Consider the following 16,761-nt stretch of genomic DNA (forward strand, 5'->3'; position numbering starts at 1 on the left):
GCGTCAGCCCGCCGCCGCCTCGCGCGGCACCACGGCCTCGAGCAGCTGCGCCCATCGGGCGGCGGTCTGCTCGGGGCCGTTCGCGTCGGCCCAGGCGCGTGCGGCCGTCGACATCCGCTGGATGCCCTCCGCATCGCCCAGCACGTCGCCGAGCACCTCGGCGAGCGCCGCGATGTCGCCCGAGGTCACGAGCCGCCCCGTCACCCCGTCCTGGATGGTCTCACCGGGGCCGTAGGGCGCGTCGTAGCTGACCGCGGGGCAGCCGCGGGCGGCGGCCTCGAGCAGCACGAGCGACTGCCCCTCGTAGAGGGTGGTGAGCACGAGGGCGGCGGCGGTGCGCAGCTGCTCCGGGGCGGCGGGGTCGTTGCCGCGCAGCGTGACGCGGTCGACGAGGCCGAGCGCCGTGATGAGCTCGGTGAGCTCGGCGCGCAGCGCCCCGTCGCCGTAGACGTCGAGCCGGGCATCCGGATGCCGCTCGAGCACCGCCGGCCACGCCCGGATCGCGTGATCGACCCGCTTGCCGGGGGCGAGGCGCGCGATCATGACGGCGCGCATCGGGTCGCGGGGTTCGGCGGGGTCGAGGTCGGCGACGGGCTCGGCGGGGTGCGGCACGACGAACGACCGGGCGACGCCCTCGCCGAACCGCGCATGCACGTCGGCGCGCTGCCGCTCGGTGAGCCAGGCGACGGCGTCGTACTCGCCGATCGTGTCGATCCAGCCGGCCCAGCTCGCGTCCATGGGCGCGTCGGCCGTGTACGGAGGGCCGACATGGGCGCTGTGCACCGTGTGCACGATCGTCAGGTTCGGGATGCCCGTCACGAGCTCCCCGACCTGCCGGGCCTCGACGATCGCGACGACGGGCAGCCGCGCCCGGCCGGCCGCCTCGTCGGCGCGGGCCTCCTCGCGCACGACGTGCAGCATCCACGCCCGGTACAGCCCGCGGAACCCGTCGAGCCGGCCGAGCTCGCGCCCGTCTTCGCCGAGCACGGGCACCTCGACCTCGGCGCGCCACCAGTCGGCGCGGCCCGAGATGTAGGGCAGGCGGAAGAGCGGGCGGCCCTCGGCGTCGAGGAAGTCGGTATGCGTGATCGCGCCGTCGGCGTCGCGCACGAGGATGCGCCAGGGGGTGCCGGTCGGATCAAGGTCGGCGGGATCGGGAGTGCCGGTCTGCGGCTGCGGGTCCGCGAGCGCGGGCGACAGCTCGGCCGCCTCGCGCAGGATCTCGGGATGCTCGCGCACCGCCTCGAGGATCGTCTGCAGCCGCGTGCCCTCATCGGCGAGCCCGATCGTCCGGAACCCGTCGAGGAACCCGCCCGACTCGGGCGCGAGGTCGAAGGCGAGCAGCGTCGCGCGCACCCCGGCCTGCTCGGCGAACAGCCGCGCCCGGTTGAGCGTCGCCACGGTGTACCCGCCGTCGAGCCCCGGCCGCAGCCGGCTCGTCGCAATCAGATAGTGGGCCGCGGGGAAGGCGACGGTCGACTCGGGCACGGGTTCAGGCTAGCGAGCGGCGCGTGACGTGCCCGGCGATGCAGGTTTCGGCCTGAAGAACCGGGGCCGTCAGGTCGGCAGATCACCCCACCGCGAGCTGCAGGGCCTCGCGGAGCAGTGCTTTCGCCCGTGCGTATCTCGTTCGCGCGGTCGACGGCGGCATTCCGAGCAGCTGCGCTGCGTGCACGAGCGACATGCGCTCCCAGTGGATCAGGCGCACGAGCTCACGCAGGTCGTCATCCAGGCGGTCGATGGCATCGCGAACCTCCGCTCCGTCATCAGCGCTCGGCCCCGACTCCCCGCCCGCCGAGTCTCGGATTCGATCCGCCAACGCCCATCGACGACGCTCCCCCCGGGCGTGGTTCAGCAGGGTGCTTCGCGCGATGCCGAACAGCCACATCCGCGCCTGCTCGTCCTCTCGAGGCAGGTCCTGCACGCGGCGCCACGCCACGACCATGGTCTCCCCCAGCAGGTCAGGCGCGTCGGAATGGCCGACGCGCCGTTGGAGATACGCCAGGAGGTCAGGAGCGGCCCCCCGCAACGCTGCAGTCAGGCGCGCCGCAGGCGAGTCATGGTCCGTCACGATCCCGCACCCGGTACGAACGGACTGCCGTCGATGTCACGGCAGTTGATCTGACCGGCGCGTTCACTACCCGACAGACCGGGATCATCCGCGGTAATGCCCTGACGCGCGAGTTCGTCGAATTCCGCCTCGCTCAGCGCGGTGTTCCAGGCGGTCCACTCCCGGACCCAGTCCGCGTGCTCGACCTGCTCGTCGGTCAGAGAGGTCGGATCCTCTCCCTCCGCGATCCCGAAGTCCGGCCCGAGATCATCAATGACGTTCGGGACCAGTCGCTGGACGGCGGACAACATCTCACCCGACCGATACCACTCGTCCAGAACACCATTGACGTCGCGCACGACCGAGGGATCGGCGCCCCCGGAGTACTCGGAGTGGCGGATCTCGCACCGCAGGCCGGACGCCATCGTGAACTCGATCGACACCGCAGGGTCCTGAGCCCACGGCGCCCAGGAGAGTCCATCGGACGCGGCCGCCACGCCGGTTCCCCCGGCCACGAGCGCGATCACGACTCCGCCGACCACGAGGGGTGCGTGTCGCCGTCGGGGCGCCGCTTGCTGCGCTGCCTGCGCGATCATGTACTTCACATCCTCCGGCCGCGGCGGCGCACCGGCCGGTGCTGAGGCATCGAGCATGATGTCGAGCGGGTCTGGCGTGTCCGGGTTCACAGGGCCTCCATCGTGGTGGTGTTCTCACCCTGTAAATGTCCGGTCGGCGTCAGAACGTCCTGGGCGCATTCGAATTGCGGGGCGATGGTCGTCGATCGGCACAGACGTCACCGCTATCCCGCCATCGTTCGAACCTGCGCCGATCTCGGCGTGATCGTGGAGCATCTAGCGTCGCTGTGATGCCCAGTACTCACTGGCCAGCGGAACGTCGCACGACGTCAGCAGGTATCCCCTTACCCATCCGTATCCGAGCAGCGGCCTCGGGTCCGGGAAGAGCTGGCTCACTTTGTCCCGCACGTCGATGCGGATCCGACCGTCTCTGGTCATCGTCCAGCGCGCGTCACCGCTGACCGACTCGGACTCGCCCGATAGGCACCACCGCCCCGCGTCGTTCCGGGTGACGGCGTCGGCGAGGACCACGTTCGTCAGAACTGCGCTGCCGTCCTCGCTGAGCGTGAAGCTCGACCCCTCGGCGGTGTACGTCGCGGGCAATCCGGGACTCGCGTCGAGTCTCTCCAAGGCCCGCGGAGCTTCCAACGAGTCGTCGATGAGAGAAACGATCCCCAGGCCTCCCACGACGATGACGGCGACAGCCAGCCACGGACGCCTCCACCGGCGGGAAGCGAGTCGTGCGACGCACCAGTACCCCGCAATGGCGAGCACCGTGACTGCCGCGTAGCCGATCGAGAACACGACCCATGACTCGACGATCATGCGGCGGGGGATCGAAGGCCCGTCGAACGACGCTGGCGGTCCCATCGCGATGCGAGCGGCAGCGCGAGAAGGTGAAGGCCGACCGCCAGAGCGGGCACGCTCAGCTGGAAGAGCAGCAGGACGACGCCGATCCCTCGCCAGCCGTCGCTCTCGGCGAGCCCCAGGACGGTGAGGGCCAGGAACGGTGCGATGACGACGACCGCGGCGGCGAAGGAGACCGCCATGCGCCGAGGAGCAGTCGCGGCGCCGACCAGCCGATTGAGGAGGGCCGCGACGACCACCCACACGAGGACGAGAAGCAGCCAGGAAGCACCGAGGAGCGATTCCTGCCAGGAGGTGTCAGGAGCGGATGCACTCGAAGGCTCGAGTCCGGATGCACGCAGCTGGAGGGAGTAAGCGATCACCCACGCGGCCAACGCTGCGAGACCGATTGCCGCGGCAAGAACCGGCTCATAGAGCCACGATCTGCTGGTGTCGGCCTTCACCGCGTCGCCCTCATGGCGAGAAGACTATCCCTCAGCTCCGCTCAGCGCCGGCGTGACGCCGTCACGGTGAACTTCGCATCGCGCGCGACCTGCCGCGTCGAGCCGATGACCCGCTCGAGCTCGGGCGTGTACTTGAGGTGCGAGTTGAAGACGCACCACAGCTCGCCGCCGGGGCGCAGCACGCGCGCCGCCTCGGTGAACAGCCGCCGGGCCATGCCCGTGTGCACGGCGGCGCCCACGTGGAACGGCGGGTTGAGGAGGATGAGGTCGGCCGTGCCCTCCGGCACCCCGTCGAGCCCGTCGGCCCAACGCGCCTCGACGTCGACGCTGTTCGCCTCGGCGGTCAGGCGGGTCGAGCGCACGGCGGCCGCCGAGACGTCGGTCGCGATGACGCGGCCGGCGGGGTTCTCGCGGGCGAGCAGCGCGGCGACGACGCCGGTGCCGCTGGCGAGGTCGATCGCGGTGCTCCAGGCGGGCATCCGGTGCCGCTGGGCAAGCAGGGCGCGCGTGCCGATATCGAGGGATGCCCCCGCGAACGCCCCCGGCGCCGCGACGATCTCGAGCCCCAGCTCGGCCTCGTGCGCCCGCTCGGGCTCGCGCAGGCTCACGCCAGGCCGCGGCTCGCGCGCGGTCAGCAGTCGCGACTTCTGCCGCGCGAGCGAGACGTCGATGCGGCCGAACGAGGCCTTCAGCACGTCGTTCATGCCGAGGCTCATGTGCTTGATCATGCCGCCGGCGACGAGCACGACATCGGGCGCCGCCTCGCGGGCGACGATGCGGGAGAGCTCGTCGAGGGCGTCGAGCGCGCGCGGCAGGCGGGCGAGCACGAGGGATGCCCCGCGCACGGCATCCGCCGCCTCGTCGTGCACGGCGAACCCCTCGAGGGCCGCACGCCCGGCATTGCCCTGCAGCGCCTCGCGCCCGACGATCGAGTCCTGCCAGACGTGCACCTGCGCCGCTCCGAGGGCGAGCAGGCCGAGCGTCAGCGCGCCGTGGGTGTCGCCCAGCACGGCGATCCTCGCCCGGGGAGCCTCGCGCACCCGCTCGGCCACCGCGTCGAGCAGGTGCCGATCGGCCGCGTCGACGGCGACGAGCGTCGTGTCGTCGACGTCGGGGGCGCGGCGCAGGCCCGCGAGGAGGGACTCCAGCGGCGAGGGCGCGGAGGGAGCGGCGGGCGGCGAGGCGGCGACGGAATCGGCCGACGCGGCCGGATCGACCCCGCTCATCCGCGACGCAGCGGGCGCCACACCACGAGCTGATTGGCCTTCTGGGTGCGGGTGCCGGCGCGCAGGCTGACGACCTCGCCCTCCGAGCCGGCGGCGAAGACGCGGCGGCCGGGGCGGGCGAGCATCTCGTCGGCGAGCGCCGCCTCGAGCGTGCGCACGCGCTCGCGAAGGCCCGTCACCTCGTTCTCGAGCTCGAGGATGCGGCGGATGCCCTCGAGGTTGAGCCCCTCCGAGCTCAGCTGCGCGATCTCGCGCAGCTGCACGACGTCGCGCATCGAGTAACGGCGGCTCTGCCCGGCGGTGCGGGTGGGCGAGACGAGCCCGAGGCGGTCGTACTGCCGCAGGGTCTGGGGGTGCATCCCGGCCAGCTCGGCCGCGACGGCGATCGCGAACAGCGGGCTGTTCTCATCCATGCTCGCCATGATGCTCCTCCTCCGCCTCGGTGTCAGCGGCTACGCGCGGGCGCGCGTCAGCAGGTCGTCGCGGGGGTTCTCCTCCGGCAGGGCGGCGGCGAACTCCTCGAGCTTCTTCTTCGCCTCGGCGCTCAGGTGGCTCGGCACGGCCACCTGCACCGTCGCGAGCAGATCGCCCGTGCCCTTCGGGGTCACGACGCCGCGGCCCTTGACGCGCAGAACGCGGCCGCTCGGGGTTCCGGGGGCGACGCGCAGCTTCACGGGCTCGCCGCCGAGCGTGGGCACCTCGATCGTCGCGCCGAGCGCCGCCTCGTGGAAGGTGACGGGCACGTCGACGCGCAGGTTGAGATGGTCGCGCTGGAAGACGGGATGCGGGCGCACCTGCACCGTCAGCACGAGGTCGCCCGGCTCGCCGCCGGTCATGCTCTGCTCGCCCTTGCCGCGCAGGCGGATCTTCTGCCCGTCGGCGACCCCCGCGGGGATCTTCACCGACAGCGGGCGGCCGCCCGAGCGCTCGAGCTGCACGGTGTCGCCCTGGATGGCGGTCATGAACTCGAGCGAGACCTGCGCCGTCTGGTCGCGGCCCTTCTGCGGCCCGCGGCCGAAGCCGGCCGGGCCGCCGGTGCCGCCCTGCGCGCCGAACAGGCCGCCGAAGATGTCCTCGAAGCCGCCGCCTGCCGGGAAGCCGCCGGCCTGCGCGCGCCGACCGCCGGGCGCTCCGCCGCCGAACATGCCGCCGAAGACGTCGTCGAAGCCGCCGCCGGGGGCGCCGCCCGCACTGAAGCGGGCTCCCGACCCCATGGCTCGGATCTGGTCGTACTCGGCGCGCTGCTCGCGGTCGGAGAGCACCGAGTAGGCCTCGCTGATCTCCTTGAACCGCGCCTCGGCGGCAGCATCCCCCGCATTGGAATCGGGGTGGTACTGCCGCGCGAGGCTGCGGTACTTCTTCTTCAGCTCGGCCTCGGTCGCGGTCTTCGGCAGACCGAGCACCGCGTAGAAGTCCTTCTCGAACCAGTCGTTGCTGGCCATCGCGTCGGCCTAGCCCTCCGGGGTGAAGACGGCCACCTTCGCCGCCCGCACGAGGCGGTCGCCGAGGGCGTAGCCGACCTCGATGACATCGCCCACGGTGTTCACCGTGACGTCGGGCTTCGGCAGCTGCACGAGCGCCTCGTGGAAGCTCGGGTCGAAGGGCTCGCCCACCTCGCCCACGCGGCGCAGACCGTACTTCTCGAACCCGGTGCGCAGCTTCTGGGCGACGAGCGCGAGCGGGCCGTCGTCGAGGTCGCCATGAGCGGATGCCCGATCGAGGTCGTCGATCGCCGGCAGCAGGGTGCGCACGACCTCGGCGATCACCGCATCGCGGTTCGCGGCGCGATCGCGCTCGACCCGCGTGCGGAAGTTCGCCAGCTCCGCCTCGGCGCGGGCGGCGCGATCGCGGTACTCCTCGATCTCGCGCTGCCCGGCCTCGGAGAGGATGTGGTCGATGTCGGCGTCGAGGTCGCTCGCCGCATCGGCGGCGCCCGCCGGCGGCTCGGCCGACGACGAGACCTCGACGTCGGCGTCCTCCACCGCGAAGAGCTCCTCGACCGTCTCGGCGTCGGTCACGGCGCCGTCCTCGGCCAGCGGCTCGGTGCCCGCGGGCACCTCGCCGCCGGCCTCGGAACCGTCGAGCGGCAGGTCGCGCGTCGCCCCCGTCTCGGGGTCGACGTACTTGCGCGACTTGATGACCGGCTTGGCGTCGTCGTCGTCATTGCGCTTGCGAGCCATGACTACTTCTTGTCCTTGTCGTCCTCGTCGTCCACGATCTCGGCGTCGACGACGTCGTCATCGTTCGATCCGGCGGGGGCGCCCTCGGCGCCCTCCGCGGAGGAGGCGTCGGCCGCGGCCGCCTGCGAGGAGGCGTAGATGGCCTCGCCGAGCTTCGACTGCGAGGCGTTGAGCGCGTCGAAGGCGGTCTTCACGGCCGCCTCGTCGTCACCCGCGAGCGCCGTCTTGAGGGCATCCACATCGGCCTGCACCTCGCCCTTGACGTCGTCGGGCAGCGAGGCCTCGTTCTCCTTGATCAGCTTGTCGATCGAGTAGGCGAGCTGCTCGGCGTTGTTGCGCACCTCGGCCGCCTCGCGGCGCTGCTTGTCCTCCGCCGCGTGCTCCTCGGCCTCGCGCACCATGCGCTCGATGTCCTCCTTGCCGAGCGACGAGCCGCCCGTGATGGTCATCGACTGCTCCTTGCCGGTGCCCTTGTCCTTCGCCGAGACGTGCACGATGCCGTTCGCGTCGATGTCGAAGGTCACCTCGACCTGCGGAATACCGCGGGGCGCCGGGGCGATGCCGGTGAGCTCGAAGGTGCCGAGGTTCTTGTTGTCGCGGGTGAACTCGCGCTCGCCCTGGAAGACCTGGATGGCGACGGAGGGCTGATTGTCGTCCGCCGTCGTGAAGGTCTCGCTGCGCTTGGTCGGGATGGCCGTGTTGCGCTCGATGAGCTTCGTCATGATGCCGCCCTTGGTCTCGATGCCGAGGCTCAGGGGGGTGACGTCGATGAGCAGCACGTCCTTGCGCTCGCCCTTCAGCACGCCGGCCTGCAGGGCGGCGCCCACGGCGACGACCTCGTCGGGGTTGACGCTCTTGTTGGGCTCCTTGCCGCCGGTGAGCTTCTTGACGAGCTCGGTGACGGCGGGCATGCGGGTCGAGCCGCCGACGAGCACGACGTGCGCGATGTCGGCGACCTTGACGCCGGCCTCGCGGATGACGTCGTCGAAGGGCTTCTTGGTGCGGTCGAGCAGGTCGCTCGTGAGCTCCTCGAACTTGGCGCGGGTGAGCGACTCGTCGAGGTTGGCCGGGCCGTTCTCGGTGAGCGAGAGGTACGGCAGCTGGATGTTCGTGCTCATCGAGCCCGAGAGCTCCTTCTTGGCCTGCTCCGCGGCCTCCTTGAGGCGCTGCTTGGCGATCTTGTCGTTCGAGACGTCGACGCCGGTCGAGTCCTTGAAGCGCTTGATGAGGTAGTCGACGACGCGGGCATCCCAGTCGTCGCCGCCGAGGCGGTTGTCACCGGCGGTCGAGCGCACCTGGATGGTCGAGAAGTCGTCGTCCTTGCCCACCTCGAGCAGGCTGACGTCGAAGGTTCCGCCACCGAGGTCGAAGACGAGGATGAGCTCGTCCTCCTTGCCCTTGTCGAGGCCGTAGGCGAGGGCCGCCGCGGTGGGCTCGTTGATGATGCGCAGCACGTTGAGGCCCGAGATCTCGCCGGCCTCCTTCGTGGCCTGGCGCTCGGCGTCGTTGAAGTACGCGGGAACCGTGATGACCGCGTCGGTCACCGGCTCGCCGAGGTACTGCTCGGCGTCCCGCTTGAGCTTGGCGAGGATGCGGGCCGAGATCTCCTGCGGGGTGTAGTTCTTGTCGTCCACCGCCTGCTTCCAGTCGGTGCCCATGTGGCGCTTGACGCTCGCGATGGTGCGGTCGACGTTGGTGACGGCCTGGCGCTTGGCGGTCTCGCCGACGAGCACCTCGCCGTCCTTCGTGAAGGCCACGACGGAGGGGGTGGTGCGGAAGCCCTCGGCGTTCGCGATGACGGTGGGCTCACCGCCTTCGAGCACGGAGACGACGGAGTTGGTGGTTCCGAGGTCGATACCGACGGCACGAGCCATGAGAGTTGCTCCTTCTAAGATCGGGGGCGCGGTAACTTGAGCCGCGCAGTGTCAAGTTTCCCGACCCGCTCGTTTCGTGTCAAGTCGAGCGGCCGAAACTTGAGCGGCACCGACTCAATTCTCAGGATGCCGCCGCCCCTCCTGCACGCAGGAGAGGGCCCTGGCCATCGCCAGGACCCTCTCCGTCCGCCGCTCCCGATCAGACGGTGGCGACCGCTCCGTCCTGCAGCCCGGTCTCCCGTCGCCGGCGGACCAGCACCGCGCCGCCGCAGAGCAGCGAGAGCCCGAGCAGGATGATGACGGCGAGCGACGCGGTCGCTCCGGTGACCGGCAGCGCGAGCGTGGTGAAGCCGTCGACCACCGAGGCCGAGCCGAAGGCCGGGAGGTCGATGGACCCGCCCGTCGCGACGGTCTCCCGGTACTCCTCGGCGACCGTCGACCGGTCGACCGTGGCCGTGTACCGCCCCGCCGGCAGTCCCTCGAGCGACCAGCGGCCCTGGGAATCGGTCGTGACGGAGATCGTCACGGCACCGGCCGGCCCCTGCCAGACCACATCGAGACGCACGCCCGGAAGGCCGAGCTCGCCCGGATCGCGCACGCCGTCGCCGTCGGCGTCGTCGAAGACGATGCCGTCGAGCATCGCGCTTCCGACGACCACGAAGTCGACGTCGTCGCGGATCTCGCCGGCCTCGAGGGTCACGAGCGTCGAGAAGGCCGGGCCTCCGTCGAGGTCGCTCGCGGGCACGAGGCCGCGGGCCAGGGCATCCGGGCCGTACGAGACGCGCACCTCACCGGCGGGCAGGCCGCCCACGCGGTAGCCGCCGTCGGCTCCCGTCCGCACCACCACGACGAGGTCGTCGGCGGTGTCGAGAAGGCCGTCGGCGCCGGCGTGACGCACCTCGACCGCGAGGTCGGCGATGCCGGGCTCGTTGCCCGTGCGCACGCCGTCGCCGTCGACATCGAGCCAGACCAGATCGCCGACGGCGGAGTCGCCGCGGTACCCGAAGTCCTGGTCGAGCCGCTGCTCGCCGTCGCCGAGCACGACGGCTGAGCGGTCGTCGCCCTCGCCGTCGGGGTCGGCGGTCGAGACGACCCCCGCGGGCACGCCCTCGAGCGCGACGGTGAAGGAGCCTGCGGGCAGGCGGTCGAGCAGGTACGCGCCGTCGGCATCGGTCGTCGTGGTGAAGACCGCGTCGTCCTCGTTCCCGAGGATGCCGTCCAGCCCGGCCCAGGTCACGGTGACGACGACGGTCGGGATGCCCGGCTCGCCCTCGTCGCGCAGACCGTCGCCGTCCAGGTCGAGCCACACGGTCGAGCCGATCGCGCCCGTGCCGATGAAGCCGAAGTCGGCGTCGTCGACCGCGGTCGCGCCCGGCAGGGAGACCACGGTGGTGCGGTCGGCAGCGCCGTCGCGATCCGCGGTCGGCTCGAGCTCGGCGACGGCGGTGCTCTCATCGACCGTCACGCGGTACTCGCCCGCGGGCAGCCCGATGAAGGAGTAGACCCCGGCCCCGTCGGTGGTGGTCACGAGCACGACGTCGTCGGCCGAGCCCTCGACCCCGTCGGGCCCGAACCACAGCAGCTCGACGGAGGCGCCGGGGATGCCGGGCTCCCCGTCGCCTTGCACGCCGTCGCCGTCGAGGTCGAGCCACACGCGGTCGCCGATGCTGCTGTCGCCGCGGTAGCCGAAGTCGACGTCGAGCCGGCCGCCGTCGAGGGTGAACTCCGCGCTGCCGTCGGCGAGCTCCCCGGAGCCGTCGAGGTCGTAGGTCGACGCGAACCCGGCGGGCACTCCGCTGTCGACGCTCACCCGGTAGGAGCCCTCGGGCACGTCGACGACGGCCCAGGCGCCGTCGGCGTCGGTGGTGGTGGTGAAGACGAGGTCGTCCGCCGTCCCCTCGAGGCCGTCGGCCCCGAAGAACAGCACGCGGATGCCCACGCCGGGCAGGCCCGGTTCGCCCTCGTCGACCGCTCCGTCGCCGTCGAGATCCCACCACACGAGATCGCCGAGGATCGAGGCGGCGTCGTAGCCGAAGTCGAGGTCGAGACGCTCATCGCCCGCGCCGAGGGTCACACCCGCCGCGTCGTCGAGGTCGCCATCGAGGTCGTAGCTGTTCACCGCGGCGAGCGGCAGCCCGCCGGTCACCGTGACGACGTAGTCGCCCGGCAGCAGGCCGTCGAGCGAGTAGAGGCCGTCGGCGTCGGTCGTGACGCCGAACACCGCGTCGTCGCCGCCCCCGAGCACGCCGTCGGCGCCGAGGCCGATGATCTCGAGGGTCGCGCCGACGATGCCGGGCTCGTCGGCATCGCGCACGCCGTCGCCGTTCCGGTCGAGCCAGACGAGATCGCCGAGCGAGGCGTCGCCGACGACGCCGAAGTCCTGACCGCGCTCCTGCTCGGCGGCGCCGAGCGACGTCGTCACGGTCGCGCTCGTCCCGCCGAGCGGGTCGGACGACACGGAGGCGCCGGCCGGCAGCGTCGAGACGGCGACGGAGTACTCGCCGGCGGGCAGGCCCTCGACGAGGTAGGCGCCCGCGGCGTCGGTCGTGGTGACGGAGGTGAGATTGTCCGCGGTGGTCGCGAGGTCGCCGTCGAATCCGGCCCAGACGAGGGTGACGGTGACGCCGGGCACGCCCGGCTCCCCCGCATCGACGCTGCCGTCGCGGTCGCGGTCGAACCAGACGAGGTCGCCGATCGATCCGGTGCCGGCGTACCCGAAGTCGACGTCGCGCTTCGCAGCACCCTCGGCGAGGGTGCCCTGCCAGCTGCCGTTCGGCGTCGCCGCCCCGCCGTCAAGATCGTAGGAGGGCGTCATCCCCGCGGGCAGGGTCGATCCGTCGACCGCGACGCGGAAGAGACCGCCGGGCAGGGTCTCGACCAGGTACGAGCCGTCGGCCGCGGTGGTCGTCGTGCGCACCTCGTCGTCGGCCGTGCCGAACGCGCCGTCGACGCCCGCGAAAGTGATCGTCACGCCGACGCCGGGGATGCCGGGCTCCCCCGCGTCGTCCGCACCATCGCCGTCCACGTCGAACCAGACGCGGTCGCCGATCGAGGCCAGGTCGAGCTCCACCGACACCACGTCGGGGGTGACGTCGTCGTAGGTGCGGTAGGTGATGCCGTCGGTCTGAGAACCCGCGGGCACGCCCGCGTAGGCGATCACGTCGGCGGTGTTGACGACCTCCGCACCCACGACCTCGTCGGTCTCGTCGAGGTCGGCCGGCACGGTGAGGCGGTAGGTGATGCTCGCGCTCGCTCCGACGGCGAGGGGGCCGGGGATGCTCCACCGGAGGGTTCCATCGGAGGGATCCACGTCGACCGGCACGAAGCTCGGGGTGCCCACGACCGCGTAGCCCGTGAGGCGGGCATCCGGCGCGTCGGTCACCACGAGGTCGTAGGCCGGCGAGGTGCCCGTGTTGCGCACGGTCAGCGTGTACTCGAGCACATCGCCCGGAGCAGCGCGACGGGTGTCGAGGTCGGCGCTCTGGCCGACCACGTCCTTATCGATCACGAGGCGCGGCTCGACGACGGTGACGCTCGCGGTCGCCGGAGTGCCGACGCTGTCGAAGTCGGCCGGCTGCGGCACCGTGCTGGGCGGCGCGCTCAGCTCGTTCGTGGTGTTCACGAAGTACCGCGCGCTGTTCGTCGGGGTCGCCCCCGCCGACACGGCGTCGGTGACGACGCCGGTGTAGACGATGGTCACGATGCGCTCGGCAGGAGCGGCTGCGATGTCGCCGAGGGAGAACCCGACCGTGCTCGCCGAGCCCGCACCCGTGAAGGTGATGCGCTCGGCGTCCACCGCCGGCGCGCACGCCGCGCTCGCCTGCGCGCAGTCATCCGAGACGAACTCGCGGAACGCGACCCCGGTCGGCAGCGTGTCGACGATCGTCGCGTCGTACGAGACGATGCCCGCCGGGATGCTCACCCGCAGCGTGTACGTCGCGATCTCGCCGATCGTGCGGACGCCCGCGTCGACGCTCTTCGTGAGGCCGAGGCTCGGCGTCCGGACCGTGGAGCTGCTGGTGGCCAGATAGCCCGAACCTGCGCCACCGCGCGGCGAGACCGTGGTGCGCTCGCCGTCGACGACCCCCGCCAGGGAGGATGCCCGGGTCGTGGCCCGGTTGACGATCTGCCCGTCGCTCGTCACCGGGTCGGCGACGCGCGCCGGGTAGGTGACGGTGGTGGAGGCGCCCGGCGCGAGGGAGGCGATCGCGAAGGTGATCGTGCGGTCGCCGCTGCTCCAGACGCCGCCGCCGGGGAGGACGGCGCCGTCGGCCGCCGGGTCGCCCGCCGCGTCGACGGGGATGAGGTCGGTCGGCACGTCGTCGGTCACCACGAGGTCGTGCGCGGTGGAGACGTTCGCCGTCGCCGCGTTGCTGACCTGGATCGAGTACTGCACGAGCTGGCCCGGCACCACCCGCCCGGCGGCGGCGTCGTTGGTCTTGCTCATGGTGATGCTCGGCTCGACGACCTGGACGGTCGGGCTATCGCCGGACGACGTGCGAGGCGTGCCCGCCGCCGTCTCGTAGGCGAGGGTCGCGGAGTTCGGGATGGTGGTGCCGCGCGTCACCCCGGCGGCCTCCCGGACTCGGGCGGTGATCGTGAGGACGACGGTGTCGTCGCCGCTGTCGGCGGCGTTGACGTAGGGGTCGGGGGTGATCGCCGCGGTGACGATCTGCCCGCTGACGACCGCGCTCTGCTCGGGACCCCCCGCGACGCGGTAGGTCGGCGTGCCGATGATCTCGAGACGCCCGTCGACCGTGTCGGTCACTCGCGGACCGTCGTGCAGCGTGGTCCCCTGCGGAATGGTGGCCGTGACGGTGAAGGTCACCTGCTCGCCGATCGCCGCCTGGGCAGCCGCGGTGTTGCCGCTCTCGGTCACCGCGGTGAGCAGCGTCTTCACGACGGCGGTCGAGGCCGCGCGCACGGTGACCGCGTCGTCGGCGACGGGGCTGTTCGCCTGCGACTCGAGCGCCGGGTCGATGTTGCTCGAGGGGACGTACTCCGTGACGACGCCCGTGTTCGCGACCACGTCGTAGCTGCGCACCCCTGCGGTATTCGTGAACTCGTCGCCCGCCGTGACGGTCGCCGGGATGGTGATGCTGTAGGTCACCGCCTCCGTCGCGTCGACGGCGACGCTCGGAATCGTCCACTCGATCCAGCGATCGCCCGTCGAGCACACGCCGCCGTCGCTGACGGCGCTGACATCGGCGCACTCGATCCCGGTCGGGAGCAGGTCGCGGACGCTGACGTCGGCGGCCGTGGCACCCCCGGTGTTGGCGACGGCGACGCTGTACGCGACCACCTCTCCGGCCTGCAGCGCGGTGACCGGGGCGCCGACGACGCCGTCGACCGAGACCGTGCTCTTGTCGACACCGAGCACGGGTCGCACGAGCTCGGCGTCGGCCTCGTCGCGCAGCTGGAACACGTCGCCCGCGGTGTTGCGGTACGACATCTTCATGAGGTTGCCGACGACGTCGCCATCCTCGACCGCGTCGGCGGAGGCGACCCGGGAGGTGACGACGACCTCGAAGCGCTCGCCGACGTCGACCTGCGTGAGATCCCATTCGACGCTCGCGTCACCGGGAGCGCCGGCGAAGACGACGTCGACCTCCGGCACGGTGTTGGCCGCCGTGTAGTCGAAGCTCTCGAAGACGAACCCGGCGGGCAGGAAGTCGGTGATCGTGTTCTGCAGCGTGTCGAGCGCGCCGGGGAAGGTCGCGCCCAGACGCCAGCAGACGAGGTCGCCGACCCGGAACCCGCCGGTCGACTCCACGAAGGTCAGGCCCGCGCCGGTGCCGCAATCGATGAGCGCGTCGGACCGTTCGGCCACCAGCTTGTCGATGGTGACGCCGACGCCCGACTGGCTCGCACTCGAGGCATCGATGATCGAGAACAGCGCCGGGGAGCCGTCGCCGGCGACGATGACGGTCGCGATGGTCGCGAGGTCGACGGAGTTCGTCCAGCTGTCGTTCGCGCTGACGGGTCCACCCGTCGCGCGGTAGTTCGTGAGGGTGCTCGTCGAGTACTGGATCGTGGAGACGCCGTTGCGCGCGGTGAAGCCCGGCAGGGTCCAGGTCACGGTCTGCGTGCCGTCGGCGTTGTCCACCGCGGGGCCGTCCGCCGCGGGAACGCTGGTCGCGAACTCGAGCCCGTCGGGGATCACGTCGGTGACGGTGATGTCGCCCGTGCTCGTCGCGTACTCGCTCGACTCGATCGTGAGCGTCCAGCCGTCGAGGGCGTTCTGCTCGATCGCGCCCGAGTCGACCGACTTGCGCACGAGCACGTCCTCCGCCGAGACCGTCTCGGTCGTCTCGTCGGTGTACTCGACGCCGCGGAACACGCCGCGCAGCAGCGCGTGGTTCTCCAGCGCCTGCTCGTCGCTCGTGAGCGCGCCGGTGTTGTCGTCGAGCGTCGCGGTGGCGTCCGGGCCCCCGGTGACGACGTTCTCGCGCAGCGGGATGCCCGCGGCGTACTGGATCGTGCGGCTCGCCCCCGCCGCGAGCGCCCCCAGATCGGGCCAGGTCACCCGCGTGTAGACGCCGAGGGGCAGCGGGCCCGCCCCGTCGGGATCGGCCTCGACGACGATCGCCTCGTCGGGCTCCACGCAGTCGGTGAGCGTCGGGAAGCCCGAGTCGCCGATGCGGCCGGCGCCGGGGTACTCCTCCGTGCCTGCGGCCGAGTTGTCGACGGGTGCGCAGCCGAGGAATTCGAGGCCCGCCGGCAGGTGGTCGACGATCTGGAAGCCGCTGGAGGCGTCGACCGAGTTGTTCACGATCGTGAGGGAGTAGACCGTGATGTGGTCCTGCACGCCGCGCAGCAGCTCCGCCTCGGCGCTCGGCTCGCTCTTCTCGATGCGGAAGGGCACGAGCGTCGTGCTCGAGCTCGCGTCGTCGAACCCGGTGGATGTCGAGGGAACGACCGCCCCGGTGGCGGAGTCGAATCGCGGCAGCACCCGGGGGTTGCTGTTCACGTGCGCCTCGGCCGTCCCGCTGAGGACCGCCCCGACCGCGTACGTGCCCGTCGGGTAGTCGAAGGCGTACTGCACCGACGCGCGCGCCCCGGTCAGCAGGTCGGCGACGTTGGAGAAGATCACCCGGGTGCTGCCGTCGGCGAGCGGGATGCTCGAGCTCACGGGCACCGAGGAGCTCGTGACCGTCGCCCCCGGCGGGATCACGTCGCTGAAGCTCAGGTTGTACCCGTCCGGCCCGGTGGACTGCGTCGCCTCGAGCGTGACGGAGACGTCGTCCCCGTAGAGCGTCGAGGGGGCGACCGTGCGGCTGAGGGACACATCGGGCGAGCCCGCCGCGAGCGCGGGTGCTGACGGCACGAGCAGCGATGCGGCGACGACTGCGAGGGCGGTGAGCGCGCTGAGGGCACGGCGGAGCGAATCGGGCACGACGAAGAACCTCGGATGTTCGGGGCGCTCTGTCGGGTGCGCCGGGAGTGCGAAGGGTGCGGAGCTCTCAGGAGAGTTCGCGCGACGCGAGCCCCCTGCTCCGCCGAATGTATTTCACATGATCCGCCGTTCGCGAGCGAAACGCGCGAA

Annotated in this window: 11 protein-coding genes; all 11 read right to left on the reverse strand. The window is 71.8% G+C overall.

Annotated features, from left to right (window positions below; all coding sequences use genetic code 11):
• Positions 1 to 3: 3 nt before the first annotated feature.
• Positions 4 to 1,488, reverse strand: coding sequence for a glycosyltransferase (locus OVN18_RS04365; protein WP_267782214.1), 1,485 nt, complete (start codon positions 1,486 to 1,488; stop codon positions 4 to 6).
• An 82-nt stretch (positions 1,489 to 1,570) separates the two neighbouring features.
• On the reverse strand, positions 1,571 to 2,071 hold the full coding sequence (locus OVN18_RS04370; protein WP_267782216.1) for an RNA polymerase sigma factor: 501 nt from the start codon (positions 2,069 to 2,071) through the stop codon (positions 1,571 to 1,573).
• A complete protein-coding gene (locus OVN18_RS04375; protein ID WP_267782218.1) occupies positions 2,068 to 2,736 on the reverse strand; it encodes a hypothetical protein in 669 nt (222 codons plus the stop codon). The genes OVN18_RS04370 and OVN18_RS04375 overlap by 4 nt, the downstream gene beginning before the upstream one ends.
• 165 nt (positions 2,737 to 2,901) lie before the next feature.
• Complete coding sequence (locus OVN18_RS04380; RefSeq protein WP_267782219.1) at positions 2,902 to 3,450, reverse strand: hypothetical protein; 549 nt, start codon at positions 3,448 to 3,450, stop codon at positions 2,902 to 2,904.
• The gene (locus tag OVN18_RS04385) at positions 3,447 to 3,935 is read right to left on the reverse strand and encodes a hypothetical protein (protein ID WP_267782221.1); all 489 of its coding nucleotides are present in this window, start codon (positions 3,933 to 3,935) and stop codon (positions 3,447 to 3,449) included. The genes OVN18_RS04380 and OVN18_RS04385 overlap by 4 nt, the downstream gene beginning before the upstream one ends.
• Positions 3,936 to 3,976: 41 nt before the next feature.
• A complete protein-coding gene (locus tag OVN18_RS04390; RefSeq protein ID WP_267782223.1) occupies positions 3,977 to 5,161 on the reverse strand; it encodes a class I SAM-dependent methyltransferase in 1,185 nt (394 codons plus the stop codon).
• On the reverse strand, positions 5,158 to 5,574 hold the full coding sequence (locus tag OVN18_RS04395) for a heat shock protein transcriptional repressor HspR (protein WP_267738377.1): 417 nt from the start codon (positions 5,572 to 5,574) through the stop codon (positions 5,158 to 5,160). The genes OVN18_RS04390 and OVN18_RS04395 overlap by 4 nt, the downstream gene beginning before the upstream one ends.
• A gap of 39 nt (positions 5,575 to 5,613) precedes the next feature.
• A complete protein-coding gene (locus tag OVN18_RS04400) occupies positions 5,614 to 6,603 on the reverse strand; it encodes a DnaJ C-terminal domain-containing protein (protein WP_267782225.1) in 990 nt (329 codons plus the stop codon).
• Positions 6,604 to 6,612: 9 nt separating this feature from the next.
• Positions 6,613 to 7,341 (reverse strand): nucleotide exchange factor GrpE, encoded by a 729-nt coding sequence (locus tag OVN18_RS04405; RefSeq protein ID WP_267782227.1) that lies wholly within the window; start codon positions 7,339 to 7,341, stop codon positions 6,613 to 6,615.
• Positions 7,342 to 7,343: 2 nt separating this feature from the next.
• The gene (gene dnaK / locus OVN18_RS04410) at positions 7,344 to 9,215 is read right to left on the reverse strand and encodes a molecular chaperone DnaK (RefSeq protein ID WP_267782229.1); all 1,872 of its coding nucleotides are present in this window, start codon (positions 9,213 to 9,215) and stop codon (positions 7,344 to 7,346) included.
• A 199-nt stretch (positions 9,216 to 9,414) separates the two neighbouring features.
• On the reverse strand, positions 9,415 to 16,611 hold the full coding sequence (locus OVN18_RS04415) for an SdrD B-like domain-containing protein (RefSeq protein WP_267782230.1): 7,197 nt from the start codon (positions 16,609 to 16,611) through the stop codon (positions 9,415 to 9,417).
• Between the last annotated feature and the right edge of the window lie 150 nt (positions 16,612 to 16,761).

Source organism: Microcella daejeonensis (assembly GCF_026625045.1).
Taxonomy (GTDB): domain Bacteria; phylum Actinomycetota; class Actinomycetes; order Actinomycetales; family Microbacteriaceae; genus Microcella; species Microcella daejeonensis.